General features: G+C 56.4%; 25 protein-coding genes. 8 read left to right on the top strand and 17 right to left on the bottom strand.

Annotation, left to right across the window (positions count from 1 at the left end):
* Nucleotides 1-5: 5 nt before the first annotated feature.
* The 6 genes from U869_RS0112285 to nudF form a co-directional block, all read right to left on the bottom strand.
* Nucleotides 6-905 carry a LysR family transcriptional regulator gene (locus U869_RS0112285; protein WP_025119936.1) on the bottom strand — a complete coding sequence of 300 codons (900 nt, stop codon included), beginning with the start codon at nucleotides 903-905 and terminating at the stop codon, nucleotides 6-8.
* Nucleotides 906-997: 92 nt separating this feature from the next.
* On the bottom strand, nucleotides 998-2,893 hold the full coding sequence (parE, locus tag U869_RS0112280; protein ID WP_025119937.1) for a DNA topoisomerase IV subunit B: 1,896 nt from the start codon (nucleotides 2,891-2,893) through the stop codon (nucleotides 998-1,000).
* A gap of 89 nt (nucleotides 2,894-2,982) precedes the next feature.
* A complete protein-coding gene (yqiA, locus tag U869_RS0112275; RefSeq protein WP_025119938.1) occupies nucleotides 2,983-3,558 on the bottom strand; it encodes an esterase YqiA in 576 nt (191 codons plus the stop codon).
* Nucleotides 3,558-4,385: a 3',5'-cyclic-AMP phosphodiesterase gene (cpdA, locus tag U869_RS0112270; protein ID WP_025119939.1), complete on the bottom strand. Its 828-nt coding sequence runs from the start codon at nucleotides 4,383-4,385 to the stop codon at nucleotides 3,558-3,560. The genes yqiA and cpdA overlap by 1 nt, the downstream gene beginning before the upstream one ends.
* 27 nt (nucleotides 4,386-4,412) lie before the next feature.
* Nucleotides 4,413-4,838, bottom strand: coding sequence for a DUF1249 family protein (locus U869_RS0112265; protein ID WP_021179514.1), 426 nt, complete (start codon nucleotides 4,836-4,838; stop codon nucleotides 4,413-4,415).
* Entirely contained in the window at nucleotides 4,839-5,471 is a 633-nt protein-coding gene (gene nudF / locus U869_RS0112260; RefSeq protein ID WP_025119940.1) for an ADP-ribose diphosphatase, read from the bottom strand.
* Between the two features lie 283 nt (nucleotides 5,472-5,754).
* Here nudF and tolC point away from each other — a divergent pair, with 283 nt between their 5' ends.
* Together tolC and dhaR are read left to right on the top strand one after the other, a co-directional pair.
* A complete protein-coding gene (gene tolC, locus U869_RS0112255) occupies nucleotides 5,755-7,182 on the top strand; it encodes an outer membrane channel protein TolC (protein WP_029988647.1) in 1,428 nt (475 codons plus the stop codon).
* 221 nt (nucleotides 7,183-7,403) lie between these two features.
* Complete coding sequence (gene dhaR / locus U869_RS0112250) at nucleotides 7,404-9,353, top strand: dihydroxyacetone kinase operon transcriptional regulator DhaR (protein WP_025119941.1); 1,950 nt, start codon at nucleotides 7,404-7,406, stop codon at nucleotides 9,351-9,353.
* Here the strand turns inward: dhaR and dhaM are convergent.
* The 4 genes from dhaM to U869_RS0112230 are packed head-to-tail and all read right to left on the bottom strand — an operon-like array spanning nucleotide 9,350 to nucleotide 13,643.
* Nucleotides 9,350-10,780 (bottom strand): dihydroxyacetone kinase phosphoryl donor subunit DhaM, encoded by a 1,431-nt coding sequence (gene dhaM / locus U869_RS0112245; RefSeq protein WP_025119942.1) that lies wholly within the window; start codon nucleotides 10,778-10,780, stop codon nucleotides 9,350-9,352. The two genes, dhaR and dhaM, sit on opposite strands and share 4 nt — an antisense overlap.
* Nucleotides 10,777-11,415, bottom strand: coding sequence for a dihydroxyacetone kinase subunit DhaL (gene dhaL, locus U869_RS0112240; RefSeq protein ID WP_025119943.1), 639 nt, complete (start codon nucleotides 11,413-11,415; stop codon nucleotides 10,777-10,779). The genes dhaM and dhaL overlap by 4 nt, the downstream gene beginning before the upstream one ends.
* Before the next feature lie 9 nt (nucleotides 11,416-11,424).
* Entirely contained in the window at nucleotides 11,425-12,492 is a 1,068-nt protein-coding gene (dhaK, locus tag U869_RS0112235; protein WP_025119944.1) for a dihydroxyacetone kinase subunit DhaK, read from the bottom strand.
* A gap of 50 nt (nucleotides 12,493-12,542) precedes the next feature.
* The gene (locus U869_RS0112230; RefSeq protein WP_025119945.1) at nucleotides 12,543-13,643 is read right to left on the bottom strand and encodes a glycerol dehydrogenase; all 1,101 of its coding nucleotides are present in this window, start codon (nucleotides 13,641-13,643) and stop codon (nucleotides 12,543-12,545) included.
* Between the two features lie 338 nt (nucleotides 13,644-13,981).
* Here U869_RS0112230 and U869_RS0112225 point away from each other — a divergent pair, with 338 nt between their 5' ends.
* The 4 genes from U869_RS0112225 (at nucleotide 13,982) to U869_RS0112210 (ending at nucleotide 17,312) form a co-directional block, all read left to right on the top strand.
* Nucleotides 13,982-14,638: a DUF1190 family protein gene (locus U869_RS0112225; protein WP_025119946.1), complete on the top strand. Its 657-nt coding sequence runs from the start codon at nucleotides 13,982-13,984 to the stop codon at nucleotides 14,636-14,638.
* A 3-nt stretch (nucleotides 14,639-14,641) separates the two neighbouring features.
* A complete protein-coding gene (locus U869_RS0112220) occupies nucleotides 14,642-15,802 on the top strand; it encodes a glutathionylspermidine synthase family protein (protein ID WP_025119947.1) in 1,161 nt (386 codons plus the stop codon).
* A gap of 171 nt (nucleotides 15,803-15,973) precedes the next feature.
* Nucleotides 15,974-16,537 carry a glucose-6-phosphate isomerase family protein gene (locus tag U869_RS0112215; RefSeq protein WP_025119948.1) on the top strand — a complete coding sequence of 188 codons (564 nt, stop codon included), beginning with the start codon at nucleotides 15,974-15,976 and terminating at the stop codon, nucleotides 16,535-16,537.
* A complete protein-coding gene (locus tag U869_RS0112210) occupies nucleotides 16,530-17,312 on the top strand; it encodes a glucose-6-phosphate isomerase family protein (RefSeq protein WP_025119949.1) in 783 nt (260 codons plus the stop codon). The genes U869_RS0112215 and U869_RS0112210 overlap by 8 nt, the downstream gene beginning before the upstream one ends.
* Before the next feature lie 44 nt (nucleotides 17,313-17,356).
* Here U869_RS0112210 and U869_RS0112205 read toward each other — a convergent pair whose 3' ends face one another.
* Genes U869_RS0112205 through U869_RS0112185 form a run of 5 tightly spaced genes read right to left on the bottom strand, consistent with a single transcriptional unit; the run spans nucleotide 17,357 to nucleotide 21,704 of the window.
* A complete protein-coding gene (locus U869_RS0112205; protein ID WP_025119950.1) occupies nucleotides 17,357-18,178 on the bottom strand; it encodes a PTS system mannose/fructose/sorbose family transporter subunit IID in 822 nt (273 codons plus the stop codon).
* On the bottom strand, nucleotides 18,178-18,978 hold the full coding sequence (locus U869_RS0112200) for a PTS sugar transporter subunit IIC (protein ID WP_025119951.1): 801 nt from the start codon (nucleotides 18,976-18,978) through the stop codon (nucleotides 18,178-18,180). Before U869_RS0112200 ends, U869_RS0112205 begins: the two co-directional genes overlap by 1 nt.
* 16 nt (nucleotides 18,979-18,994) lie before the next feature.
* Nucleotides 18,995-19,495: a PTS sugar transporter subunit IIB gene (locus tag U869_RS0112195; protein ID WP_025119952.1), complete on the bottom strand. Its 501-nt coding sequence runs from the start codon at nucleotides 19,493-19,495 to the stop codon at nucleotides 18,995-18,997.
* A 9-nt stretch (nucleotides 19,496-19,504) separates the two neighbouring features.
* A complete protein-coding gene (locus U869_RS0112190; RefSeq protein WP_025119953.1) occupies nucleotides 19,505-19,933 on the bottom strand; it encodes a PTS sugar transporter subunit IIA in 429 nt (142 codons plus the stop codon).
* A 4-nt stretch (nucleotides 19,934-19,937) separates the two neighbouring features.
* On the bottom strand, nucleotides 19,938-21,704 hold the full coding sequence (locus U869_RS0112185; RefSeq protein WP_025119954.1) for a class I mannose-6-phosphate isomerase: 1,767 nt from the start codon (nucleotides 21,702-21,704) through the stop codon (nucleotides 19,938-19,940).
* A 216-nt stretch (nucleotides 21,705-21,920) separates the two neighbouring features.
* Here U869_RS0112185 and U869_RS0112180 point away from each other — a divergent pair, with 216 nt between their 5' ends.
* Nucleotides 21,921-22,931, top strand: coding sequence for a LacI family DNA-binding transcriptional regulator (locus U869_RS0112180; protein WP_025119955.1), 1,011 nt, complete (start codon nucleotides 21,921-21,923; stop codon nucleotides 22,929-22,931).
* A gap of 28 nt (nucleotides 22,932-22,959) precedes the next feature.
* Here U869_RS0112180 and ygiD read toward each other — a convergent pair whose 3' ends face one another.
* Entirely contained in the window at nucleotides 22,960-23,742 is a 783-nt protein-coding gene (ygiD, locus tag U869_RS0112175) for a 4,5-DOPA dioxygenase extradiol (RefSeq protein ID WP_025119956.1), read from the bottom strand.
* Between the two features lie 207 nt (nucleotides 23,743-23,949).
* On the opposite strand from ygiD, the gene zupT reads away from it, so the two are divergent.
* The gene (zupT, locus tag U869_RS0112170) at nucleotides 23,950-24,717 is read left to right on the top strand and encodes a zinc transporter ZupT (RefSeq protein ID WP_025119957.1); all 768 of its coding nucleotides are present in this window, start codon (nucleotides 23,950-23,952) and stop codon (nucleotides 24,715-24,717) included.
* A gap of 106 nt (nucleotides 24,718-24,823) precedes the next feature.
* On the opposite strand, the gene ribB is transcribed toward zupT, so the two are convergent.
* Nucleotides 24,824-25,477 carry a 3,4-dihydroxy-2-butanone-4-phosphate synthase gene (gene ribB, locus U869_RS0112165; protein WP_025119958.1) on the bottom strand — a complete coding sequence of 218 codons (654 nt, stop codon included), beginning with the start codon at nucleotides 25,475-25,477 and terminating at the stop codon, nucleotides 24,824-24,826.
* Nucleotides 25,478-25,518 lie beyond the last annotated feature (41 nt).

Genomic DNA, 25,518 nt, shown 5'->3' with positions numbered 1-25,518 from the left:
CAGGTCTACAAGCTCTGCGCATCGCTGATATGTGCACTGACATAATCCAGAAAACAGGTAATACGTGCGGCTAGCTGGGCATTGCGGTAATACACCGCGTTAATCGGCTGACGAACATCCAGCGTCTCTGCCGCCAGCAACTGAACCAGACGCCCTTCCAGCTGATCTTCCCGCGTCATAAAATCGGCCAGTTGCGCGACCCCTTCGCCGCGCAGCGCCAGTTGCCGCAGCGTCTCGCCGCTGGAAGCCGACAGCGTTGGGGTAATGGCAAAGTGATCCGCCTGCCGATAGTGCAGCGGCCACAGGTTGAGCGACTCGGGTTGCGTAAAGCCCAGCAGGCTATGATGGCTGAGTTCTTCAACACTCAGCGGTTCCCCATGGCGGGCAATATACTCTGGGCTGGCAAGGATACGTAACTGGCTGGCCCCCAGCAGGCGCGCGTGGATGGTGGAGTCGCGCAATGCGCCAATCCGAATGGCGATATCGGTGCGCTTTTCCAGCAGATCGATAATCAGGTTATCGGTGTTGAGTTCTAATTCAATCTGCGGGAAACGTTGGCGGAAACCGGCGACCAGCGGCACGATCACGTGCTCCATAAAGGGCGCGGCAGCATTGACCCGCAGCCTGCCAGCCGGATTCAGACGACGCAGCGCCATCTGCTCTTCGGCATGCTCCACCGAGTTGATAATTTCCCGCGCGTGGGCCAAAAAGCTCTGCCCTTCCTCGGTCAGTTCCAGACGGCGGGTAGTGCGGCGCAATAAGGTGGTGTCGAGTTTCTTTTCCAGACGGCTCAGCGCCCGGCTGATGCCAGAGGTGGTTTGGCCAAGCTGTTCGGCGGCGGCAGTGATCGAGCCACTGTCTACCACCGAGGTAAACGCCAGCAATTCTTCGAGGGTGATTTTCATACATTACGCCCTGAGTTAGCGGGCGCAGCACGCGGTGCGCCTGGGATGGCACTGGTGTGAAAACTTGGGGCCGCATTGCGGCCCCACGGGTATCAGACGGAAAGCTCGGCGGTGTCGCCCTTGTCTTGCAGCCAGTTACGACGGTCTTCCGAACGCTTCTTCGCCAACAGCATGTCCATAATGGCCATGGTCTGATCGGTATTCTCGTCATCGATGGTCAACTGCACCAGACGGCGCGTGTTGGGATCGAGCGTCGTTTCACGCAGTTGCAGCGGGTTCATCTCACCCAGCCCTTTAAAGCGCTGGACGTTCGGCTTGCCTTTCTTACGTTTCAACTGCTCCAGCACGCCGGCTTTCTCTTCCTCGTCGAGGGCGTAATAGACTTCTTTGCCCAGGTCGATACGGTATAACGGCGGCATGGCAACGTGCACGTGACCGCCCTTCACCAGCGTACGGAAGTGGCGCACAAACAGCGCACACAGCAGCGTAGCGATGTGCAAGCCGTCGGAGTCCGCATCCGCCAGGATACAGATTTTGCCGTAGCGCAGTTGGCTGAGATCTTCGCTGTCGGGATCGATGCCGATCGCCACGGAAATATCATGCACTTCCTGTGAGGCCAACACTTCGTCTGAGGAAACTTCCCAGGTGTTGAGGATCTTGCCCTTCAGCGGCATGATCGCCTGGTACTCGCGATCGCGCGCCTGCTTGGCCGAGCCGCCCGCCGAGTCCCCTTCGACCAGGAACAGTTCGGTCATGCTCAGATCCTGCGAGGTGCAGTCCGCCAGCTTGCCCGGTAATGCAGGCCCGCTGGTCAACTTTTTACGCACCACCTTCTTCGCCGCACGCAGACGACGTTGTGCGCTGGAGATCGCCAGCTCGGCCAACTGCTCGGCCGCCTGAACGTTCTGATTCAGCCACAGGCTGAAGGCATCTTTCACCACGCCGGAAACAAACGCCGCGCACTGACGAGACGACAGCCGTTCTTTCGTCTGGCCAGCGAATTGCGGATCCTGCATTTTCACCGACAGCACGTAGGCACAGCGATCCCAGATATCTTCCGCAGACAGCTTCACGCCACGCGGTAGAATATTGCGGAATTCACAGAACTCGCGCATCGCATCCAGCAACCCTTGGCGCAGGCCGTTGACGTGCGTCCCGCCTTGCATGGTCGGGATCAGGTTGACGTAGCTTTCCGTTAGCAGTTCCCCACCTTCCGGCAGCCACAGCAACGCCCAGTCCACCGCTTCGGTATCACCGGCAAAATTGCCGACAAAAGCCTTTTCCGGCAGGGTGATCAGGCCGTTCACCGCTTCCATCAGGTAATCGGTCAGGCCGTCCTGGTAGCACCAGCGCTGTTCGGTATTGTTCAGCTTGTCGATAAAGTAGATTTCAACGCCGGGGCACAGCACCGCTTTGGCTTTCAGCAGGTGTGAAAGACGCGAAACCGAGAAGCGCGGGCTATCGAAGAACTGCTCGTCAGGCCAGAAGTGAATGCTGGTACCGGTGTTGCGTTTGCCGCAGCTCCCAGTTACCGCTAGTTCCTGCACCTTGTCGCCATTCTCAAAAGCGATGCCATAGACGTTACCGTCGCGCTTGACGCTGACTTCCACCCGCTTTGACAGGGCGTTAACCACCGAAATCCCCACGCCGTGCAGGCCGCCGGAGAACTGGTAGTTTTTATTGGAGAATTTACCGCCCGCGTGCAGACGACACATGATCAACTCAACCGCCGGTACGCCTTCTTCAGGGTGGATATCCACCGGCATGCCGCGGCCGTCGTCGATCACTTCCAGTGACTGATCGGCGTGCAGGATCACGTCGATACGCTTGGCATGGCCCGCCAACGCTTCATCGACGCTGTTATCTATCACCTCTTGGCCGAGGTGGTTCGGACGCGTCGTGTCGGTATACATACCGGGACGACGGCGCACTGGTTCTAGACCGCTGAGTACTTCAATGGCATCAGCGTTATAGCTGGATTGAGTCATCGTTGATTATTTTTTCGTGGTTGAGGGAAGGTGCCGAAATCGCCCGCTGCCTGTTCAGTATATCTGTGATAGCTGAAGTTGCTGCGGCGTCATAGCCCTAAAAAATCCACAATCTGGGGGAAGTAGTGCTCGAAACCGACGAAAGCGTGGTTTCCACCCGACTCCACCGTTTGCCGGCAAGCGGTGTAATAAGCCACTGCCTGACCGTAATCGAGAATTTCATCGCCCGTTTGCTGTAGCAACCAGATTAAATCCGGCGACTCCAAGGGATCGACCTGCATCACTTTCAGATCATAAACGTGGCGTGACTCTAACACATATTGCTGCCCGGTGTAGGGGTTCTCGTTGCGTCCGAGATAGTCGATCAGCAGCTCATACGGCTTCACCGCAGGGTTTACCACTACCGCAGGCAGGGAAAAACACTGTGATAACCAGGTGGCATAATACCCCCCCAGCGAGGAGCCTACGACACCCATCGTCTGGCCCGCCCGCGCCATCACCATATCTTCCAGCATTTCCGCTGCCTCCGCCGGATATGGCGGCAACTGCGGCACCAGCATGTCGATATTGGGATGATGTTCCGCCAGCCAGGCTTTGAAAGCCGTGGCCTTGGCCGATAGCGGCGAACTGTTGAAACCGTGCAGGTAAAGTAAGGTTGAAGGCATCAGTAGCCATCCGAATCCATGTCGGGGCGGAAGTCATCGTTTTCCAGCCGGAAGACCTGGGTTTCCACCCGGCCATCTGGCAACAGGTCGAGATAGCGCCAACCTGGGGAAACGTCGTCGATAGTAAAATTGGTGCAGTGCGGCTTGAATTGCACACAGGTAGATGGCGTAGCCAACAGCCGACGCCCGTGCCAACCCAGATCCAGTTCCTGATGGATATGCCCGCACAGCAGGGTATTCACTTTCGGGTAGCGCCACAACATGGCCGCCAGCGTATGCGGGTTGCGCAGACTGTGTTGATCGAGCCAGGTGCAGCCGGAAGGCAATGGATGATGGTGCAGCAACAGCAGCGTATAACGCTCTGGATTGGCCTCCAGGCAACGCTCCATCCACTCCAGCTGATAGTCGCTCAGCTCGCCGTGTGGCACGCCAAACACCTGGCTATCCAGCAATAGCACTTGCCAGTCGTCCCCCAGCAGCACCTGCTTTGAAGGCGAGATCCCGGCGGCGGCCAGCGCGTCTACCATCGCTGGCTGAAAATCATGATTACCCGGCAGCCAGACACAGGGCGCGGGTAAACGGGTGATACCATCGGCAAAGTGCCGGTATGCCGCCTGGGAATGATCCTGCGCCAGATCGCCGGTTGCTACGATCAGGTCACACTCACGCTGCTGCGCGATCACTGCATCCAGCACCGCGTGATAGCTGGCATAGGTGTTGATGCCGAGCAAGGTCTCATGCTTGCCAGCAAACAGGTGGGTATCAGTTATTTGTAGGATCCTGACCTTGGCCCCACTCGCCACGGGCAGTCTAAACAGGCTTTCCAAATATTGTCCTTTGTTATTGCACTCTGTCTAACAAGCCGGAACCGCCATTGCTCCATGCGCCAAACAGTAGCGCAACCAATCAGCAAGAAACTGGTTAATTTGATGCTTTTCGTCGCGTTGATGCAACTTTTTGTTCGGATAATCATAACGCGCTTTAAACCGATAGATCTGCTGGCTGGAACACACTTCCGCAACCATCGCGTCGTGGTAAAGCCGCACCGTCATCGCAGGCAGGCTCCAGTAGCTGACCGCAGGCGCAGTCTGCTCAATCTGCACCAGCGTAGTGTAACGGGTAGATTCAACAATAGTCAGACGATAATGGGCGCCATTCACCTGATAAGTGACGGTTTCATCGACTTCGTCGTTACGCGGCATCAAACGCCGCAATTGCGCGAAGTTGGTTTCACACAATCTCATCATTTCCGGGAAATCAGGGGTATAGCGCTTTTGCATTTAGTTGGCCCATTCTGCTCTAAGCGATTCATGGTGCAACGCCAGCCACTGCAATGCAATCACTGATGCGGCATTATCAATCGCGCCTTCTTCAACCCAGCGGTAAGCCTGCTCGCGGCTGACCACGTGGACACGGATATCTTCATGTTCTTCGGGCAATCCGTGGATCCCTTCGGCCGTCAGGGCGTCAACCTCGCCGACCATAATCGACAGGCGCTCGCTGGTTCCACCGGGGCTGGCCAGATAACTCAACACCGGTTTGCAGCGCCCGACGACCACGCCAGCCTCCTCCAACGCTTCACGGCGGCAGACGTCCTCAACGCTTTCTCCCGTTTCGATCATACCTGCAACCATTTCCAGCAGCCAGGGGGATGCTGAGCTATCGATGGCCGGGATGCGCAGCTGCTCAACCAACACCACCTCGTCCCTGATGGGATCATAAGGTAGCAACACCGCCGCATGGCCGCGTTCAAAAACTTCGCGGGTAACCTCATCGCTCATCTCACCATTGAACAGACGATGGCGAAAGCGATATAAATCGAGTGAAAAAAACCCACGGTATCGCGTCTCTCGTGCAATAATTTCTACATCATTTTTGTCGAAAGTAACGGGTGAAGGTTGCGAGCGGTTCATCTACGGATCCTCCTGTGTGATTGTGCCAGTAAAATAAAGGGATTTGATGACAGAAACGACGGGGTTATCTTCACCCGCTTTGTGTTAGATTGTGAACCATGATATCAGGTAGCGCCGATGCGAATAGACAAGTGTAAGTCAACGTAGCGTCCAGTAAGGTAAAAGTTCTGTGAGATGGCACATTAAGCCACCCTCAGCGATCGGCAGACTCTGCTAGAATTGGCAACTATTCGTCTATCGTCAGCGCTAACATAGCAATATTGCTGCACAACAAGGAATGCAAATGAAGAAACTGCTCCCCCTTCTTATTGGTCTGAGCCTCGCGGGCTTCAGCACCATGAGCCAGGCAGAGAACCTGTTGCAGGTTTACAAACAGGCCAGGGAAAGTAACCCGGATCTGCGTAAAACCGCTGCTGACCGTGATGCGGCGTATGAAAAAATCAACGAAGCACGCAGCCCGTTGCTGCCACAGCTTGGCTTATCTGCCGGTTATACCTACGCCAACAATTTCCGTGATGCCGATGGGCTTAACAGTAAAACTACTCAAGGCTCGCTGGGGTTGACCCAGACCATCTTTGACATGTCCAAATGGCGTGCGCTGACGCTACAGGAAAAAGCCGCCGGGATCACCGACGTCACTTTCCAGACTTCATCGCAGCAACTGATCCTGAATACGGCCACCGCCTATTTCAACGTATTACAGGCGATCGATGCCCTGTCCTACACCCAGGCCAACAAGCAGGCGGTTTACCGCACCTTGGATCAGACCACCCAACGCTTTAACGTGGGTCTGGTTGCGATTACCGACGTGCAGAACGCCCGTGCCAACTACGATACCGTGCTGGCCAACGAAGTGACCGCCCGTAACAACCTGGATAATGCGGTGGAAGTGTTGCGTCAGATCACCGGCACCTTCTACCCGGAACTGGCCTCGCTCGATACCAATAAATTTAGCACCAAGCGCCCAGAGGCCGTTAACAACTTGCTGAAGGAAGCGGAAAGCCGCAACCTGAGCCTGTTGTCTGCACGCCTGAGCCAGGATCTGGCTCGTGAACAGATCAAATCGGCTCAGACCGGCTATATGCCAACTGTCGATCTGAATGCCTCTACCGGTTTAACAAACTCCAAATATACCGGATCCAGAGCTAACATCCCCAATAGTGGCGGTGGAAGCGACTCGATTAACGGCCAGAACCAGGTCGGCATCAGCGTTAGCGTGCCACTGTACAACGGCGGCGTGACCAACTCTCAGGTACAACAGGCGCAGTATAACTTCGTCGGTGCCAGCGAGCAGTTGGAAAGCGCTCACCGCAGCGTAGTGCAAACCGTACGTTCCTCCTTCAACAACGTCTCTGCCTCCATCAGCAGCATCAGCGCTTATAAACAAGCGGTGATCTCTGCTCAGAGTTCTTTGGATGCCACCGAAGCCGGTTATGAAGTCGGTACGCGTACCATCGTCGACGTGTTAGATGCGACGACGACGCTGTATAACGCCAAACAACAGCTTTCCAATGCGCGTTATTCCTATCTGATCAACCAGCTAAACATCAAGTCTGCGCTCGGTACGCTGAACGAAAACGATCTGATGATGCTGAACGGATCCTTGGGTAAACCTATCTCCACCGCGCCAGACGTGGTTGCACCACCAACCTCGGCACAAGATGCCTACGTTGACGGCTCCAGCACCACCCGGCCAACGGCCAGCAGATAAGCTGCTGTGGCAGCTTAGCGCTACCCAATAACGGGGCCCGGCATTTGCCGCGCTCCGTTTTTTTATCCGTTAATCGTGCTTCTGCCCATCACCTCACGGTCTCTCCAAGGGTTAATGTTATGATTACCAAGACGGGCGCAGCATGCAGCGCCCCTACGTGATGAGCCTGTTGAAAATTATCTACGGCCTCATATTGGTGCTTATCTGCTGAATGGGATCTGATGGATAACGCTTCACTCTGGCAACGGTTGATCACCGAAGGCGCATTACCGCCACAGCTGCGCCCCTCCCCAGCCATTTATGCCTCTTGGCTGCGTTGCAGCCACCTGATGCAACCCGCGGTGTGGAAAGCCCCACATCGCGCCCTGGGTACCACCTTCAACTCGATCTGTCAGCGTAAGGATGATTTTATTACGCTCGGCCAGGCGGCGTTGGAGGATGCCTGGGAATATATGGAACAGCGCCACTGCGTGCTGCTGATCCTCGACGAAAGCGGCTGCACGCTGTGGCAATGCGGTGACAAGGCAACTGGCGATCAACTGCTCGAACTGGGTTTTGCACCCGGCGCGTATTGGGCGGAAGGCGATATCGGCACCAATGCCCCTTCCCTGGCCGCATCGGAAGGTCACCCGGTGCAGATCCACAGTGACGAACACGTGCGCGAAGCGCTGCATGGCTGGTCATTTTGCGCCGCACCGGTGCATGACCATAGCGGCCGTCAGCGCGGCATGCTGGCGCTGGGCTGCCAGTTGGCCGATTGCAACGCAGGCGATCTTTCGCTGATCCTGGCGATCGCCAGGGAGATCGGCAACGCCCTGAACGCCGACGGCCTGTTAGCCGAATCCAACCGCCATCTCAACCAGCTCAATGGATTGTTGGACAGTGTAGACGACGGCGTCATGGCCTGGGATCACCGGGGTTATCTGCAATATATCAACCCTCGCGCCGCCGCCATGCTGAAACTGCACGAACAGCAGAGTCAGGGCAAACCGCTGTCACAGCTGTTGACGCTACCGGCGTTGCTTAACCGCGCCATCAATCAACGCCAGCCGTTACAGCATGTGGAGGTGACCTTTGAAAGTCAGGGCCAGTTTATCGCCGCGCTGCTCACCCTCAAACCGATCCTGGATGGTGAGCACTGTAGCTTTATCGCCTTGCTGCACCCTCTGGAAAGGCTGCATCAGTACGTCAGCAGCCAGATTGGCCGGGTCAGCCACACCTTTGAACAGATGCCTTCGGGTACTCAGGAAATGCGCCGCCTGATCCGCTATGGTCAGCAGGCGGCGAAAGGCCATCACCCGATTTTGCTGTGCGGTGAAGAAGGGGTGGGGAAAGAGTTGGTCAGCCAGGCCATCCATAATGCCAGCGAACGGGCCGCCGGGCCTTATATCGCCTTGAATTGCCAGTTGCTGCCTGAGGAGCAGGGGTTAAAGGAACTGCTGGGCAGCGATGCCAATGAAGATGAGGCGGGCCAGCTCAGCAAGTTCGAACTGGCCAACGGTGGCACGCTGTACCTTGAACAGATCGAATATCTGCCAATGGCGATGCAGTCTGCCCTATTGCAGGTGCTAAAAACCGGCGTGGTGATGCGCATGAATTCCAGCCGCGTGATCCCGGTCAACGTGCGGGTGATCGCCACTAGCGCCGCCAACCTGGCGCTGTTGGTGCAACAGAACCGTTTCCGCCGTCAGCTGTTTTATAGCCTGCAAGCCTTCGAGATCCAGATCCCGCCGCTACGCCAGCGCCTTAGTGACATCCCTTTGCTGGTCCAACACCATCTGCGCGCCCTGGAGCAACACTTCCAGTGCCGCTTCCGGGTGGACAATGAGGTGATGACCCAACTGGGTCTGTACCTGTGGCCGGGTAACGATCTGGAGCTGAAAGGAGTAATAGAACGCGCCGCGATGATTTGCCACGGCCATCATATCCAACTGGCCGATTTGCCTGCTCACCTGCTCAGCCATCAGCCGTTGGTGGAAAGCGACACGCAGCCAGCCATGCCGCTGCTAACGTTGGCAGAAATGGAGCGACAGGCGATTATCCGCGTGGCCAACGTCAGCCACGGGCAGCTTAACGAGATGGCGCAGCTGTTAGGCATCAGCCGCACCACCTTGTGGCGTAAAATCAAACAGTTGCAGATTGATATCAGCCAATTCAAACTACGTGCTTAATGACTGAGCTGCAAGGTTCCGCGCTCCGCATCCAGCATCGCTTTCTGGCCGTTGCGGGTCTTGCTCAGGCATTCGCTCATACCGACCACCATCGGGATCCCCATCGCTTTGGCCAGGATCGCGGTATGAGACAAGGCGTTGCCACCGCTCAGGCAAATACCCAGCACCATGCGGCGGTCGAGCATCACGACGTCGGAAGGCATCAGCTCATCCATCACCAGGATCGCTGGCTCATCGAGCACAATCGCCGGGATAGGTTGCCCTGCCAGATGGCTCAGCGTACGACGCAGCATGTCACGCACGTCCACTTCACGCGCCTGTAAATACTCATCATCCAGCGCACGATAATCGGCAGCAATCTGCTCCAACTCCAACCGCCACGCCTGTTCCGCGCTGCATTGTTGCTGGGCGATGCGGGTGAAGGCGGCCTGTTGCAAATCGGGATCGTCTAACAGCATGCTGTGCGCTCCAAAGATCGCCGCCTGCGGTTTACCGATCAGCGTGCCAGTGCGATCCGCCAGCTTGTTCAGGTCGTTGAGGGTTTGCTGCAATGCGATGCGCAGGCGCTGCTGCTCATTGAGCACATCATCGGCCCCTAGTTGGCGCTCTGCCGTTTGTGGCCAGAAGTTCAACACCTGGTATACCGGGCCGCTGCTGACGCTTTCTTCCACCGGAATGCCGTGCAGCGAAGGCAGTTGCTGCTCAGACACGGTTTCACCAAAATGCTGCTCCGCCAACGCCTTGAAAGCCGCCAACGCCTGATCGGCCTGGGTACCATCGGCAATCAGGCGGATGGTGTCGCCGTGACGAACCTGCAACAGCGCCAACTGATTCAGGCTGCGCGGGTTGGCGCACTGGCCGTGTTTTTCCAGCACCAGCTCAGCCTCAAAGGGAGCCAGAGCCTCTGCCAAACGTGCCGCCGGGCGAGCATGCAGCCCATGCGGATTTTGTACTGTCCAGCTCAGGCTTTTACCTTGGCTCAACGGTAAGTTCAGAGGTTTACTGACGGAGACCTCCTCCCCAAGCTGGACTTGCTTGGCCTGCAACGCCCCTTTCGCCTCTTCCAGCACCTGTTCCAGGCTGCCACCCGCATTAGCTGCGACGACCGCCGCCAGTGTCCCTTCAACCAGCGGTGCCGAACACAGCACCACCTTGGCCGCCACCTCTGGGTCGAGCAGTTCAAGCGCGGTTTCCGCACTCAGTAAGGCGCTGCCGAGATCCATCAGCACCACAATCCCCGTTCCATCGGAGACGGACTCGATCGCTTCCATCACTTTTACCGCATCGGTGCCGATCGGATGTAATTCATCATCCACCCCCGCCGCCAGCGCCAGCTTGCAGCCTTCCCCGCGCATCATCTGGCGGGCCAGTTGTTCAACACCCTGCGCCAATTGCGCACTGTGCGAAACCACCACAATATTGATCATCCGGCTTCCTCCACTACCGTGGCCAGCGTTTGCATCATCAACATCGCAGAAGTTGCCCCCGGATCCTGATGGCCGATGCTGCGTTCGCCAAGATAGCTGGCACGTCCTTTACGGGCCTGCATGACGATGGTGGCCTGTGCAGCCTGCTCTGCCCGAGCAGCGGCCTGCTGCAACGCCTGAGTCACGCTGAGCTGCTGCTGTAGCGACTCGCCCAGGCTGGCAACCACCGGCCCCCAGACGTCACACATGGTTTTATCGCCTGGCTCTGCCTTGCCGCGCATCGCTACGCCTTCCGCCCCTTCCTGGATCACCTGCTTCAACTCTGCCAGATCCAGGCTCTGCTTGGCGTTGGCCGCCTGGGCTGCACGGATAAAGAAAGTACCGAACAACGGGCCACTGGCCCCGCCAACGCTGGAGAGCAACGTCATGCCGGTGTTCTTGAGAATAAAGCCGATGTCCTTGTCCGCCACCGAGGGCAGCTTTTCCACCACCTTGCTAAAACCACGATTCATATTCAGGCCGTGGTCGCCATCGCCAATATCGCTATCCAACTGAGTCAGAAAATCCTGTTCGCGGGCAAAGACTTCGCCGCAACGCATTAACCACTCAACCACCTGCTGCTTGCCTAATGTCATGTGTCCTCCTCAACCCCAGCGCAGCGCTGGCGTGTTTACCGGCGCATCCCATAGCGATAACAGTTCGTCATCCACTTGCAGCAAGGTGATGGAAACCCCCTGCATATCCAATGCGGTACAATATGACCCTACCAGGTTACGCTCGATCACGATCCCGGCTGCGGCACAGCGCTGTGCCAAACGATGGTAAACCCCATACAGTTCAGAAAGCGGCGTGGCCCCCAGGTTGTTGACCAACGCAATCACCCGATCGCCCTGCGCCAAGGCCCGTTTGCTCTGGATCTCTTCGCGCCATTCCCCCTGCTGGCGATCCCAAACGCGGATCGTACGCTGATAATCACCGTGGTCGATCAGGGTGGCAAACATGTCATCCACCGTTTGATCGAGAGTGGTAAACGTCCGCCGTTCGATCCCCGGTTCACCGTGAATACCAACGCCAAACTCCATCTCGTTTTCTGCCAGGGTAAACGACGGTTTTCCTGCCGCAGGCACGGTACAAGCGCCCAGAGCGATCCCCAGCGAATGACCTTGGTTGTTGATTTTGTGCCCCAGCGTCACCAACGCGTCCAGGTCGTCGCCCCGTACCGCTGCCGCGCCGAGCAGTTTCTCCATCAGTACCGTGTTGGCAACACCACGTCGGCCAGCGGTAAACAGGCTGTCTTTGACCGCCACATCATCATCCACCAGCACCGTGGCTACCGGTACACCGCTGTCATGCAGCAATTCGGTCGCCGTTTCAAAATTCAGGATATCGCCGGTGTAGTTCTTGATGATCAGCAACACCCCGGCACCGCCGTCGATGGCCTGGCCACAGTCATACATTTTATCCGGCGTCGGCGAGGTGAAGATCTCCCCTGGGCAGGCTCCGTCCAACATCCCTTCACCGACAAAACCGCAGTGCATCGGCTCATGACCGCTACCACCGCCAGACAGGATCGCCACTTTGCCAGGGATCGGCCCCGCCGTACGGGTCACAAACACTGGCTCCTGATGCACCTGCAACTCCGAGTGAGCAGCGGCCATGCCGAGTAACTGTTCGTTAAGGACCGAATCGACCTGATTGATTAGCTTTTTCACGATGAATTCCTCTGTAGGGAACAGCGGGCGCGTTAACCGCGCCCGATGATTTATGCTCGCTGCAACCAGGCGCTACCCAGCTTGTCTGCCGTCAGGATGGCCGCCAGTACGCTTTCCGGCGTCACGCTGAATGGCATGTTGTGAATGGTTTCGCCTTTGGCACAGCTAGCCTCGGCCACTTTGCCGATTTTCTCTGTCAGTTCACCGGTGATACCCATCTGCGCCAGGGTGATCGGCAACCCGACCTGCTGGCAGAAGTTCAGCACCGTTTCAATCTGCGCCATTGGGCTGTTTTGCAGCACCAGTTGCGACAGAGTGCCGAACGCGACCTTTTCCCCGTGATACAGATGATGGCACTCTTCCAGCACGGTAAAGCCGTTGTGGATGGCGTGCGCCGCCGCCAGGCCACTGCTTTCAAAACCAATGCCGCTCAGATAGGTGTTGGCTTCGATGATGCGCTCCACCGCTTCGGTGACCACACCAGACTCCGCGGCCAACTTGGCCTTAACCCCTTCAGCCAACAGCGTTTCATAGCACAGCCGCGCCAGATTGAGCGCCGCCAGCGTAGATTTTCCCCCAGCCATACTGGTGGCCTGGGCATCGAAACAGGCCTGAGCTTCAAAATAGGTGGAGAGCGCGTCACCCATGCCCGCAACTAACAGGCGAACCGGCGCTTTGGCAATAATGGCACTATCCATTACCACCATATTCGGGTTGGCGGGATAGATCAGATATTCTTCAAACTCGCCGCTTTCGCTGTAGATCACCGACAACGCGCTGGTCGGTGCATCCGTGGAGGCAATGGTCGGCATCAGTACCACCGGCACATGCTGGTAATAGGCTATCGCCTTGGCGGTATCCAGCGTTTTACCCCCGCCGATACCGATCACGCCTTTACAACCGTGGCTTTTCAACTCCTGACCAAGCCGATCGATTTCCTTGTGGCAGCATTCGCCATTGAAAGTGCAGGCATGGTATTTCACCCCGTGCTGATGCAGGCTGCCCATCACCGTATCGCCCGTCAGTTTCATGACGAAGTCATCGGCGATCACAAAGTAATGGTCGGCAAGGGCCTTGGCGTATTCGCCAACGGAAGCCAACGCATTGGCTCCCTGGATGTATTTGCTGGGGGATTGGATGATTCTCAACATAACTGACTCCTTGTAGGGACGTTAACAGGTAACGTTCAGATTTCAGATGTAGGTATCGACGCGTTGTTCTGTTGCTGACTATACGGCTTGCGCTCAGGTTGGCGAGCAAGGAAAAAAACGTTACATAATGGAACATAGCTTCAGGCAAAACGTTCCATTATGTAACGCTTTTGCTGCGGCTATGTGCCGTAAAGCGAACTAGCGCACACCCCAACGTATAAGTGCGTAAAGAGTGGATCCTGCGGGCATTTCAGCTTTAATTTTGAGCATCTTTCCCCTATCCTATCGACCACTACTGGGCAAGGGCGAATACAGCCCGCATGATGGGATAAATATCGATGAAACGGACCAAAAACATCAACAAAGACACCTTCCGCAAATCCTGGCGCAGCTACCGCGTTGCGCCCGTAGCTTTGGCGATCAGCGCAGTATTTATGCTGGCCGGCTGCGAACAGGCGGATGAGACGGTGTCTCTGTATAAAAATGCCGACGATTGTTCAACCTCCAACCCGTCGATGAGCGAGCAGTGCACCACCGCGTACAACAACGCGCTGAAAGAAGCGGAAAAAACCGCGCCTAAATATGCCACTCGCGAAGACTGCGTAGCCGAATTCGGCGATGCGCAATGTACTCAGGCTCCAGCACAGGCTGGCATGGCCGCAGAATCACAAAGCAGTGGCAGCATGTGGATGCCGCTGATGGCAGGCTACATGATGGGCCGTATGATGGGTGGCGGGGGCTATGCTCAACAACCGCTGTTCAGCTCTAAAAATGCCGTCAGCCCGGCAAACGGCAAGTTTGTTGATGCTTCCGGTAAAAGCTACGGCCCGGCAACCGCAGGCGGTCGTTCCATGACGGTACCAAAAACTGCCATGGCACCAAAACCGGCGGTGACTAATACCGTGACCCGTGGTGGTTTCGGTGAGTCCGTAGCCAAACAGACCAGCATGCAGCGCAGCAGCGCCACCTCTAGCTCACGCAGCATGGGTGGTTAAGGCATGAAACGCGTTGCGATTAGCGAGCGCCCAGACTGGCGCGAAAAGGCCACCGAGTTTGGTTTCCAGTTTCACACCATGTATGGCGAACCCTACTGGTGTGAAGATGCCTATTACCAGTTCACGTTAGCGCAGATCGAAGAGCTGGAAGATGCCACCGCCGAGCTGCACCAGATGTGCCTGAAGGTGGTAGAGAAGGTGGTCAACAGCGATCAGCTGATGGCCAAATTCTGCATTCCCAAGCACACCTGGGAATTCGTTCGCAGCTCCTGGCGCACTAATCAGCCTTCGCTGTACTCGCGCCTCGATCTGGCCTATGACGGCATCAACCCGCCCAAATTGCTGGAAAACAACGCCGATACACCAACCTCACTGTATGAGGCGGCGTTTTTCCAATGGCTGTGGCTGGAAGATCAGATCAACGCTGGCAAGCTGGATCCGGCCGCCGATCAGTACAACAGCCTGCAAGAAAAGCTGATCGAGCGTTTCGCCGATCTGCAAGCCAACCACGGCTTTGGCCTGCTGCATCTGGCCTGTTGCCAGGACAGCGAGGAAGATCGCGGTACGGTGCAATACCTGCAAGACTGCGCGCTGGAAGCGGGTGTGCCGACCGAATTCCTGTTTATGGAAGAGATTGGCCTGGGCGAGAAAGGCCAGTTTACCGATCTGCAAAATCAGGTTATCGGTAATCTGTTCAAGCTCTATCCGTGGGAGTTTATGCTGCGCGAGATGTTCTCCACCAAGCTGGAAGACGCTGGCGTACGCTGGCTGGAGCCGGCTTGGAAGAGCATCATCTCCAACAAGGCCTTGCTGCCATTGTTGTGGGAAATGTTCCCGGATCATCCAAATCTGTTACCCGCTTACTTTGCCGAAGACGATCATCCACCAATGGATCACTACGTCACCAAGCCGCTGTTCTCACGTGAGGGGGCCAACATCCAGATCGTTCAGAACGGCCAGGAAGTGGCACGCGTAGATGGGCCATACGGCGAAGAAGGCATGATTGTGCAGCAGTTCCATCAACTGCCACAATTTGAGGGCAGCTACACGCTGATCGGCAGTTGGTTGGTTAACGATCAGCCATGCGGCATCGGCCTGCGTGAAGATCGCGAGCTGATCACCCAGGATCTGTCGCGCTTCTATCCGCATATCATCCTCGGTTAGCTGTAAAGCGGGCGCAGCATGCAGCGCCCCTACATAACGAGGCGATTGACGTTCTACTATCAATCTGAGGCGCGAAATTTTCGCGCCTTTTTTTATGCTTCATCGCTGGTGATTAATCGATTAACCTCATATACTCAAAGCGTCTGTTCTCCTCGGGCGGAGCTACCAGATATGAAATTGACCGCCATTATCCCACCGCAGGTAAATCTGCAGGATGGGCGCTTTACCGCATCTGATGTACAGCATAAATCCACTACCCTGGGCAGCCTGGCGGGGATATTTGCCGATCATCACGCCTGGCAGGCGATGCCAGCGGAGTTTGCCGTTTACAGCGTAGAGATGCTGCCTTCCCCGTTACAGGAAGGTGAGCTGTTTGTCGGTACTACGCATCTACAGCCGGGCAAGGTAGGTGACGAGTTCTTTATGACACGTGGTCATTATCACCAACGCCGCGAACAGGCCGAGTTCTATTTCGGGTTACGCGGCAAGGGATTGCTGTTGCTGCAACATCAGGATGGCGACTGCACCCTCGAACAGGTATTTCCCGGCAGCGTCCACCATATTCCCTCCTTTACCGCCCATCGTCTGATCAATATCGGTGATGAAGTGCTCTCTGCGCTGGCGGTCTGGCCAACGGTGGCCGGGCATGATTACAGCGCCTTACAACCACAGGGCTTCAAACTACGGGTGTTGGCTGACGGCGATAGCTGGAAAGCGGAGGTGCAATATGAGTGATTCCATGTTGCCGTTTGGCTTGGACGTGCGCGTGACCCACGATCCGATGGGCTTTGGTTATGGGGACGAAGTGATAGGGCCGCTGCCAGAAATCCGCACCTTGGACCAGATCCGCCCTTCTCTGCGCGATCCCGAGTGTGACGGCCCAGAGCAGGTATACGCCATCGTGATGGATGTGGCCAAGCAGCAGCATCTGGCCGAGCTGAAAAAACGCATGTTGCTATTCGGCATTGTGACCTATGCCAAAGGCCAACTGGGGCGTGAACCGATACGTAGTCAGGGGCATATTCACCGCATAAGCCAGCACAGCGGCTGGTCACCACCGGAGCTGTATGAAATCTGGCAGGGTAAAGCGATTATCTATATGCAGGAACGGGTCGAACGAGATCCGGGCCGCTGCTTCGCGGTCCATGCCGGGCCAGGGGAAAAAGTGTTGGTGCCGCCGGGATGGGCCCATGCCACCATTTCCGCCGATCCCCATCAACCGTTAACCTTCGCCGCCTGGTGCGATCGCGAATACGGCTTCGAGTACGAGGCGGTACGGGCTCACAAAGGGCTGGCCTGGTATCCTTTATTGCAGGGCGATAACATCGTCTGGCAGCAAAATCCCCACTATCAGTCCGGCAGATTGCACGCCGTTGGGCCACGGCACTACGCTGAGTTTGGCCTGAGCGATGAACCGCTCTATACGCAGTTTGAGACCGACCCGGCGCGTTTCCAGTTTATTGCCAAACCGGGCAGCGTAGCGGAGAAATGGCTGAGGTTTGAGCCTTGATTGAAGACGGGCGCAGCCTTGGGTTGCGCCCGATTACCGATGGATTAAGAGAATAAACCGCAGGCGACGCCAGCCGCGGCCAGCACCAGCAGGCCAAGCATCGCCTTCACCGGTGAAAGCCCACGTTTAGCCATCAGATACCAGGTAGCCAACACCACGATCAACGGCATCAGGTTAGGGAAAATGCCGTCCAGCATCTGTTGCAGGTGAATGTTCACCCCATCCTTGGTAATAAACTCCAGGCCGGTCCCCAGCTTGACGTAGCTGGCCGCCACGCCCCCCATCACAAATACCCCTAACAGGGAAAGCGCTTCACGCAGGCGGGAGGATTTGCTGCTGACCAGCATCTCCACCGAGCCGGACCCCATGTTATAGCCCTTCATAAACAGCCAGTAAGAGCCAGGAATAACGATCAGGCTGAAGGCAATAATATAAAACAGCGGCCCAATCACGCTGCCCCCCGCGGCCAAGGCCATGCCGATACTCAGCAGGATGGGGATCAACATTCCCGGCAGCATGGAATCACCGATCCCGGCTACCGGCCCCATCAAGCCCACCTTCAAGGTGTTGATGGTTTCACCGTCGATCGGTTCTCCGTTGGCCCGCTTCTCTTCCAGCCCGATCACCATGCCGTTGACGATCGCGCCCAGCTGCGGTTCGGTATTGTAGAATGAGGTATGGCGGCGGATCGCCTCGATACGCTGTTGCTTGTCCTGATACAGTTTTTTCAGCGCGGGCATCATGCTCAGGCAAAAACCATAAGACTCCAGACGCTCAAAGCTCATCGAAGACAGGTTATACATCATCCAGGCACGCCAGCAGCGGCGCAGATCCTGCTTATTCAGTTTGGGTGTTGGCGTTTCCATCAGAATTCATCCTCATCATCGGCCTGTGGCCCAGCCTGTACGTTGGCAATCTGCGGCTCCGGCTTATAGTTGTAGTGAATGAGCGCCAGCAGCGCACCGACAATCACCAGCGCCACCATGTTCAGCTTGAGGAACACGATGCAGATAAACCCCACCAGGAAGTAAATCAGCATGCTGTAGTTTTTAATGATCTGCTTGAGAAGAATGGCAATCCCCACAGCAGGCAGAATGCCGCCGACCACGTTCATGGTGGTCAGCACTAGCGCGGGTAGGCTGTCCATAAAGGCGTTGATGTAGCGCGCCCCGAAGAATACCGCGATAAAGGTCGGCACAAAGCGCAGCAGGAAGTTGGTCACCTGCGGCCAGATGGCACTGTTGAGATAGATCCCCCGCTCATCGCCCTGCTCTACCGCCACGTCCGCACGGTGGTTCCAATAGGAATTGAGCACCATCATGGCGTTGAACAGCACGGTGCCCATGATGCCGATGGTCGCCGCCAGCGCGACCGCCACCTCCGGCCCTTTGCCGGAAAGTATTCCCAACGCAATCGCCGGGAAGGCCACAAAGTTGAGGTCGGCCGGCATCGATCCACCCGGTGTTACCATGGCGATATACACCGCCTGAACCGCAACACCGATGATGATACCGGTCTGTACATCGCCGAGGATCGCCCCCACCAGCATACCGGATACCAACGGGCGGCTGAGAATATACCAGCCTCCTGTCAGCCCCAGCAGCCAAGGGCTACTCAGCGCGCCGAGATAGCAGAGTATCCCGATAAGCGTCGCTTCAAACCACATAGTTAACTCCTGTCAGTCAGACCTGTTTGAGTTTCTTTTTGGCATCCAACCAGCTGAAATGGCTGGCGTCGGGTACCAGACGGAATTCGATCGCGTGACCACGCTCGCTGAGGAAATCAAAGGCGGCGGTCTCTTCGTGATTTACCGATTGGTTAGGACCAATGGTCACGGTTTGTGCCCGTGCCGACATCGGCCCAACGTTGATCTTCTGGTTACGGTTTTTCAAATCGATACCGGCTTCCAACAGCCTGCGCAGCGTGAGGGGGGATTTACCGATCACGAAGTATTGCTTGTCGCTGGCGATCACCTTCGGCAGCTTTTCTATCGCCTGCGCCACGGTGAACAACCACACTTTGGTATCCTGTACCGCTCCTTTCATCACCGACGACAGCAGCGGATCTGCCGCTACCTCATCGTCGATCGCCACAATCCCGTCACAGGGCAGTTCCTTCGCCCAGCGGGTCACCAGTTGGCCGTGGATCACCCGGTCGTCGATACGTACAAATGAAATCGCCATGGTTTCTCCTCAGAAATCGTCCTGTTGCACCGTTTGCGCCGGGCGGGCAACCACGATAGCTTCTCCCCCCTGCGCCACCAGCTCACGTGCGGCATGCTGCACATCCACGCCTTCCAGCAAATCGGCACTCATCAGCAGCATGGGGAAGTTCACGCCGGTCACCACCGCCATCGGCACAGCGTTATGCGGATCGAATGCATGGCGGCAAGCCACGTTATAGGGGGTGCCACACAGTAAATCGCACAGCACCAGCACCCCGTCGGCACCCGAACCAATCCGTTCCAGCTCGGCTGCAAAATCCTGTTTAAAAGCCTCAATACCGCCAGTTTCATCCAGACTGACGTAGCTGGTGTGCGGCAGCTCGCCATAGACCATGCGAGCGCTAGCCATTAGAGCCTCTGCCAAGGGGCCATGTGAGATCACCATCACTTTCAACATCGGTTTATCCCCTTACCCAGGCTTTGATAGTGGCGAGGGTTTTCCCCTGGCTACTGCCAGCAGGGCTGATACGGTAGGCCCCAACCGCTGCCGGGACGATAAAAGTTTCTGCGTAATGCACCACAAACGGAGCGAATCGGCCTTCCGGGCTATCAACAACCGCCTCTTCCCCCTCGATCAGATTCAGCACGTTGACCCGTCCTTCGGTATGATGCAGCACCGGTTCACTGAACCAATGACGGCGGGTTTCAATAAACTCACGTTCATGCAGACCGGTACGCTCTTCTCGCCACCCCTGGCCCTCGGCAACCGGCTCGATACGGTTCACCAGATGCTCCTGCACCCACGCGGTATCGCGCTGCCAGTCGATCACCTGCTCGCCATGTTCCAGATGTACTGGACGCGGCAGCCCATCCATCCCCAGACGGCCCCAGTCCCATAATTTGAAGGTGAAAATGTAAGGCGTCGCGCTGATTTCCAGCACCATGGCCCCATCGCCGGAGCAATGCACCGTGCCCGCGGGGATCAGGAAGTGATCGTGTTGCCTGGCCGGGAACTGATTGACGAACCGATCATCATCAAAAGCTTTTTCGCCCCGCTGCGCGGCAGCCAGGTCCGCCATCATGGCTTGTGGATCGGTACCGGTTTTCACGCCTAGATAAACCTTGGCCTCTGGCTCTGCCGCCAGAATGTAGTAGCTCTCATCCTGGGTATAATGCATGCCAAAATGCTGCTGGATATATTCGGTTATCGGGTGCACCTGGAAACTGAGATTCTGACCGCCGATGGTATCCAGAAAATCAAAACGGATCGGGAATTCGGCGCCGAAGCGGGCATGAACCCGTTCACCCAATAGCGGGCGAGGATACAGCAGCACCAAATCCTGTGAGGGGATCTCGACCCGGACGTCACCAAACCGCATTAGCAGGCTGTTTTCCTCGGGCACGCAGTCAAAACACCATGCATAGTTGGCTGCCGCCGGGTCGAGATCGAACTGTTGCTTCATCCATTGACCGCCCCACACGCCGGGATCAAAGAACGGTACTACACGAAACGGCTGCTGGGTGGCCTGCTGCAAACCGGCGTGGAACGCGGCACCGGCCACCAGTTTGGGTGAACCTGCCTGATTGGTATCCAGCACAAAGTTGGCACGCTGCAACAAGGGGGTTTTATGACGATCGAAAACCCGCCATTCAACAAAGAACGCACGCTTATAACGGCGCAAAACGTCTTCATTCAGGTTGGCTACGCCCCAGTTCCCCAATTCGCCCCGGCGGAAACGCTGCTGTATCTCCCAGCGGGCCAGATCGGCATAAACCAGTACATCCCCTTCGGCGATCAGTGCCGCCCCTGGCCCATACACCACCACCAAACCGTTCTCGATGGCTGCGATTGCCGCGCGCAGCCGTTGTATCGCCTCATCAGCAAAAAACTCCGGCATTTCGTGGCAGGACAATACGCCAAACACCCGGTCATCCGTCAGGTTACGCTCGATCATCGCGTGGATATGGCTTTCATCAAATTTGGCCTGCTCGGCGTTCAGCGCCAGCGCTGGCCGTAAAGGCTCGATCAGCTGCGATTTCAGCTCGGCCAAATCCACTCCGTGGTAGCAATCCACCACCAGCACGGTCTTAGCTAATCCTTGCGCTGCGATATGATTACCGATGGCCTCCACGACGCCCGGCCAGCCTTGCCAGGCAGCACGGTCAAACCCCTGTACCACCAGCTCCGGGTATTTGTCATAGTTTGCTTTACGATGTTGCTCGGACATAATCTTCTGCCTATGCACTGAAAACATAACCAAAGATTAATCGATTAACCTATTGTTAAACAGCTTGGTTAACGGGATTAACCTCAAATAAAGGCGATAAAGCGGGTTAAAACCCAGGTTATTGCGATAGCCATCACAAATTATTTTGGTTATTTGCCAATAAAAGGTTAATCGTTATACCTTAATGATAGATCCCGCCTGCAAACAGGATAGTAAATGAGCACTATAACGCTGGCCGACGTCGCCGCCCGGGCGAACGTCTCCACCGCCACGGTTTCCATGGTATTACATAATCGTGGCCGTATTTCGGATGCAACCCGCAAGCGCGTATTGAGCGCCCTCGATGAGCTGGGCTATGTCTATAATCAGACGGCGGCCAACCTGCGCAATCGCAGCAGTAATCAGGTCGGCCTGTTACTCCACGACATCACCAACCCGTTCTACGCGGAAATGACCGCTGGGCTGAGCCAGGAAATGGAACGCCACCAGTTGATGCTGTTTTTGGCCAACAGCGAAGAGTCCGCACCCAGGCAGCAAAAGTTTGTCGACTCGCTGTTACAGAACAATGCCAGTGGCATGGTGCTGTGCTCCGCACGCCAAACTCCACCGCTGTTCTTTGAAACGCTGAAGCGCCGCAACATCCCGGCAATTATGGTGGTGCGCCCGATAGCGGATGCCCATTTCGATTTTGTCGGCACCGACAATTTTTTGGGCACCCAGTTAGCCACGCAACATCTGCTGGATCTGGGCCATCGGCATATTGCGTTTATTGGCGGCTCGGTCAGTTCCACCTCTCGTGCTCAGCGCTTGGGCGGCTATACCAGCAAGCTGTTGGAAAGGGGCATTCAGGTTAACGGGGAATGGATCGTTTGCAGTGAGGCTAGCCAGAGTTCCGGTGCCAAAACCTCAGAGCAACTGTTTACTGCCTACCCGGAGATCACCGCAGCAATATGCTATCAGGATATCGTAGCGCTGGGAGTCATGCAGACGTTACGCAAACTTGGCCGCCAGGTAGGCCACGACTTTGCGCTAATCGGCTTTGACGATATTACCGAGGCCTCCCTGGTACAGCCGGGGCTGACCACGGTGTCCGTCGCCTCACGCGAGATTGGTCGCAAGGCTGGGGAACTGCTATATAGCCGGATCCAGGGCAACGACGAGCCGCCAAAACGCATCATTCTGCCGCCTTCGCTGGTGATCCGTGAATCTTGCGGCTACGGCAGGTAATCGATAGGGAGCCGTAGCCCCCAGACGATCAGCCAACCTGCACCGAAAGCATACTCAGCGCCGCCATTTCAATCCCATCAACCGGGATCGAGATCGGCTCTTTGCCATCCCAGCCACCCAGGACATACAACAGTGGCAGGTAATGCTCCGGTGTCGGGTTCGACAATGCCGCGCCTTCATGCTGCATAAAGTTCACTAACGGGTGGTTTTCGCCCTGATATTCCAGGTTATCACGCACGTACTGGTTGAATGACTCCGCCCAAGGATACGGGCTGGTATCACCCTGCCATTTCGCCATCCGCAGGTTATGCACCACGTTGCCACTGGCCACAATCATAATGCCTCGATCGCGTAGTGCTGCCAGTTTACGGCCCAGCTCATAGTGATATTCCGCTGGCTGAGTCCCGTCGACGCTCAATTGCACCACCGGGATGTCGGCTTGCGGATACATCTTGATCAACACGCCCCAGCTACCATGATCCAGGCCCCATTCGCTGGTATCGGCAATCACCTGAACCGGTGCCAGCAGGCTTTGCAACTCTGCCGCCAGCTCCGGTGAACCCGGTGCCGGGTACTGAGTATCAAACAACGCCTGTGGGAAGCCGCCAAAATCGTGGATGGTTTTTGGTTTTGCCATCGCCGTCACCGCCGTTCCCCGGGTATACCAGTGGGCAGACACGGCAACGATCGCCTTTGGCCGCGGCAATTGCTCACCCAACGCACGCCAGGCCTGGGTATAACGGTTTTCTTCCAGCACGTTCATCGGGCTTCCGTGGCCAAGAAAGAGTGCAGGCATACGAGAGGTGGTCATAATATATCCTTGGTTAACGTGATATTCGTTCTGCTGACTACATTACGCTGTTTGCTTTACCGAGGCAGCCGGATAACCCTGATGATGATCGTCAAGAAATTTGAATGGCTGAATCGATTGGAACAATCAGCCAAATCCGCTCGATTTATGCCTTTACTCTGTTAGTATCAGAAAATAAACAATTTTTATTCGCATAAAGGAGCATGCATGTCTGTACCGCTGATCCTGACCTTGTTAGCCGGAGGCGCTACCTTTGTCGGTGCCCTGCTCGGTATTATTGGCCAGAAGCCTTCCAACCGCCTGCTGGCGTTTGCACTCGGCTTTGCCGCAGGGATTATGCTATTGATTTCGCTGATGGAAATGCTGCCAGCCGCGCTGCACACCGTCGGCATGTCGCCCATGCTCGGCTACGGGATGTTTATGCTTGGCCTGCTTGGCTATTTTGCCTTGGATCGCCTACTGCCCCACCAGCATCCGCAAGACCTGGTACAAAAGCCGATCAAGCCCCATAACCTGAAACGCACCGCCATGCTGCTGACGCTCGGCATCAGCTTGCACAACTTCCCGGAAGGGATTGCCACCTTTGTCACCGCCAGTGCCGATCTGGAACTGGGGATGGGCATTGCGCTCGCAGTGGCCATTCACAATATTCCAGAAGGATTGGCCGTCGCTGGGCCGGTGTATGCGGCAACCGGTTCCAAAACCAAGGCCCTGCTGTGGTCCGGGATCTCCGGGATGGCCGAAATTCTTGGCGGTGTACTGGCCTTCCTGGTACTGGGACCCATGGTTTCACCGGTGGTGATGGCATCGATTATGGCTGCGGTGGCGGGGATCATGGTAGCGCTGTCGGTGGATGAATTGATGCCGTTGGCCAAAGAGATCGACCCACACAATAACCCAAGTTACGGCGTGCTGTGTGGCATGGCGGTGATGGGATTCAGCCTGACGCTGTTGCAAAGCGGCGGTATCGGTTAAACCATTCGAGCATAAAAAAAAGCCACGTGTTAGGCGGCTTTATACGGGCATTGATGATACAGATGGGCGCAGCATGCCGCGCCCCTACCCGATTTCGGTCAGCTAATCAGCTGGCCTTCTTTTCATGCGACTGGCGATAGGCCACCAGATCTTCGATGGTCAGCACCACCATGTCATGTTGCTTGGCAAAGGTGATCACTTCCGGCGCATGAGCCATGCTGCCGTCATCGTTAGTCAGTTCGCACAACACGCCAGCGGGTTTGAAACCGGCCATGGAGACCAGATCGATGGTCGCTTCGGTGTGGCCACGGCGACTCAAGACGCCACCAGGCTGAGCACGCAGCGGGAACACATGGCCTGGGCGGTTCAAATCGCTCGGCTTGGCACCGTCGGCAATGGCTGCACGGATAGTCGTCAGGCGATCGCCTGCTGATACGCCAGTGGTCACGCCCTGCGCCGCTTCAATCGTCACGGTAAAGGCAGTCTGGAACTGGCTGGAGTTGTTGGTGACCATCATCGGCAGCTCAAGCTGCTGACGGCGATCTTCGGTGATACACAGGCAAACAATGCCGCTACCGTGGCGAATGGTCAGCGCCATTTGCTCAACGGTCATGGTTTCTGCGGCGAAGATCATGTCGCCTTCGTTTTCACGGTTTTCATCATCAAGCACCATCACACCGCGCCCGTTGCGCAGTGCATCAAGAGCGCGTTCAACGCGTTCTACCGGCGTACCGAAATCTGAAAGTAGAGTCTGATTCATGGTAAGAAACCTCATTAAAATTATGGATTACCAGAACCAGG

This window comes from Serratia sp. H1w, assembly GCF_000633355.1.
Taxonomy (GTDB): domain Bacteria; phylum Pseudomonadota; class Gammaproteobacteria; order Enterobacterales; family Enterobacteriaceae; genus Chania.
Note: the sequence above shows the minus strand (reverse complement) of the source record. Positions and strands in the feature narration are given on the sequence as shown.

Bases quoted from the DNA above. Each gene is read 5' to 3' on its own strand.
- U869_RS0112285 (WP_025119936.1), bottom strand. From the start codon at position 905: ATGAAAATCACCCTCGAAGAATTGCTGGCGTTTACCTCGGTGGTAGAC.
- parE (WP_025119937.1), bottom strand. From the start codon at position 2,893: ATGACTCAATCCAGCTATAACGCTGATGCCATTGAAGTACTCAGCGGT.
- yqiA (WP_025119938.1), bottom strand. From the start codon at position 3,558: ATGCCTTCAACCTTACTTTACCTGCACGGTTTCAACAGTTCGCCGCTA.
- U869_RS0112265 (WP_021179514.1), bottom strand. From the start codon at position 4,838: ATGCAAAAGCGCTATACCCCTGATTTCCCGGAAATGATGAGATTGTGT.
- nudF (WP_025119940.1), bottom strand. From the start codon at position 5,471: ATGAACCGCTCGCAACCTTCACCCGTTACTTTCGACAAAAATGATGTA.
- tolC (WP_029988647.1), top strand. From the start codon at position 5,755: ATGAAGAAACTGCTCCCCCTTCTTATTGGTCTGAGCCTCGCGGGCTTC.
- dhaR (WP_025119941.1), top strand. From the start codon at position 7,404: ATGGATAACGCTTCACTCTGGCAACGGTTGATCACCGAAGGCGCATTA.
- dhaM (WP_025119942.1), bottom strand. From the start codon at position 10,780: ATGATCAATATTGTGGTGGTTTCGCACAGTGCGCAATTGGCGCAGGGT.
- dhaL (WP_025119943.1), bottom strand. From the start codon at position 11,415: ATGACATTAGGCAAGCAGCAGGTGGTTGAGTGGTTAATGCGTTGCGGC.
- U869_RS0112230 (WP_025119945.1), bottom strand. From the start codon at position 13,643: ATGTTGAGAATCATCCAATCCCCCAGCAAATACATCCAGGGAGCCAAT.
- U869_RS0112225 (WP_025119946.1), top strand. From the start codon at position 13,982: ATGAAACGGACCAAAAACATCAACAAAGACACCTTCCGCAAATCCTGG.
- U869_RS0112220 (WP_025119947.1), top strand. From the start codon at position 14,642: ATGAAACGCGTTGCGATTAGCGAGCGCCCAGACTGGCGCGAAAAGGCC.
- U869_RS0112215 (WP_025119948.1), top strand. From the start codon at position 15,974: ATGAAATTGACCGCCATTATCCCACCGCAGGTAAATCTGCAGGATGGG.
- U869_RS0112210 (WP_025119949.1), top strand. From the start codon at position 16,530: ATGAGTGATTCCATGTTGCCGTTTGGCTTGGACGTGCGCGTGACCCAC.
- U869_RS0112205 (WP_025119950.1), bottom strand. From the start codon at position 18,178: ATGGAAACGCCAACACCCAAACTGAATAAGCAGGATCTGCGCCGCTGC.
- U869_RS0112200 (WP_025119951.1), bottom strand. From the start codon at position 18,978: ATGTGGTTTGAAGCGACGCTTATCGGGATACTCTGCTATCTCGGCGCG.
- U869_RS0112195 (WP_025119952.1), bottom strand. From the start codon at position 19,495: ATGGCGATTTCATTTGTACGTATCGACGACCGGGTGATCCACGGCCAA.
- U869_RS0112190 (WP_025119953.1), bottom strand. From the start codon at position 19,933: ATGTTGAAAGTGATGGTGATCTCACATGGCCCCTTGGCAGAGGCTCTA.
- U869_RS0112185 (WP_025119954.1), bottom strand. From the start codon at position 21,704: ATGTCCGAGCAACATCGTAAAGCAAACTATGACAAATACCCGGAGCTG.
- U869_RS0112180 (WP_025119955.1), top strand. From the start codon at position 21,921: ATGAGCACTATAACGCTGGCCGACGTCGCCGCCCGGGCGAACGTCTCC.
- ygiD (WP_025119956.1), bottom strand. From the start codon at position 23,742: ATGACCACCTCTCGTATGCCTGCACTCTTTCTTGGCCACGGAAGCCCG.
- zupT (WP_025119957.1), top strand. From the start codon at position 23,950: ATGTCTGTACCGCTGATCCTGACCTTGTTAGCCGGAGGCGCTACCTTT.
- ribB (WP_025119958.1), bottom strand. From the start codon at position 25,477: ATGAATCAGACTCTACTTTCAGATTTCGGTACGCCGGTAGAACGCGTT.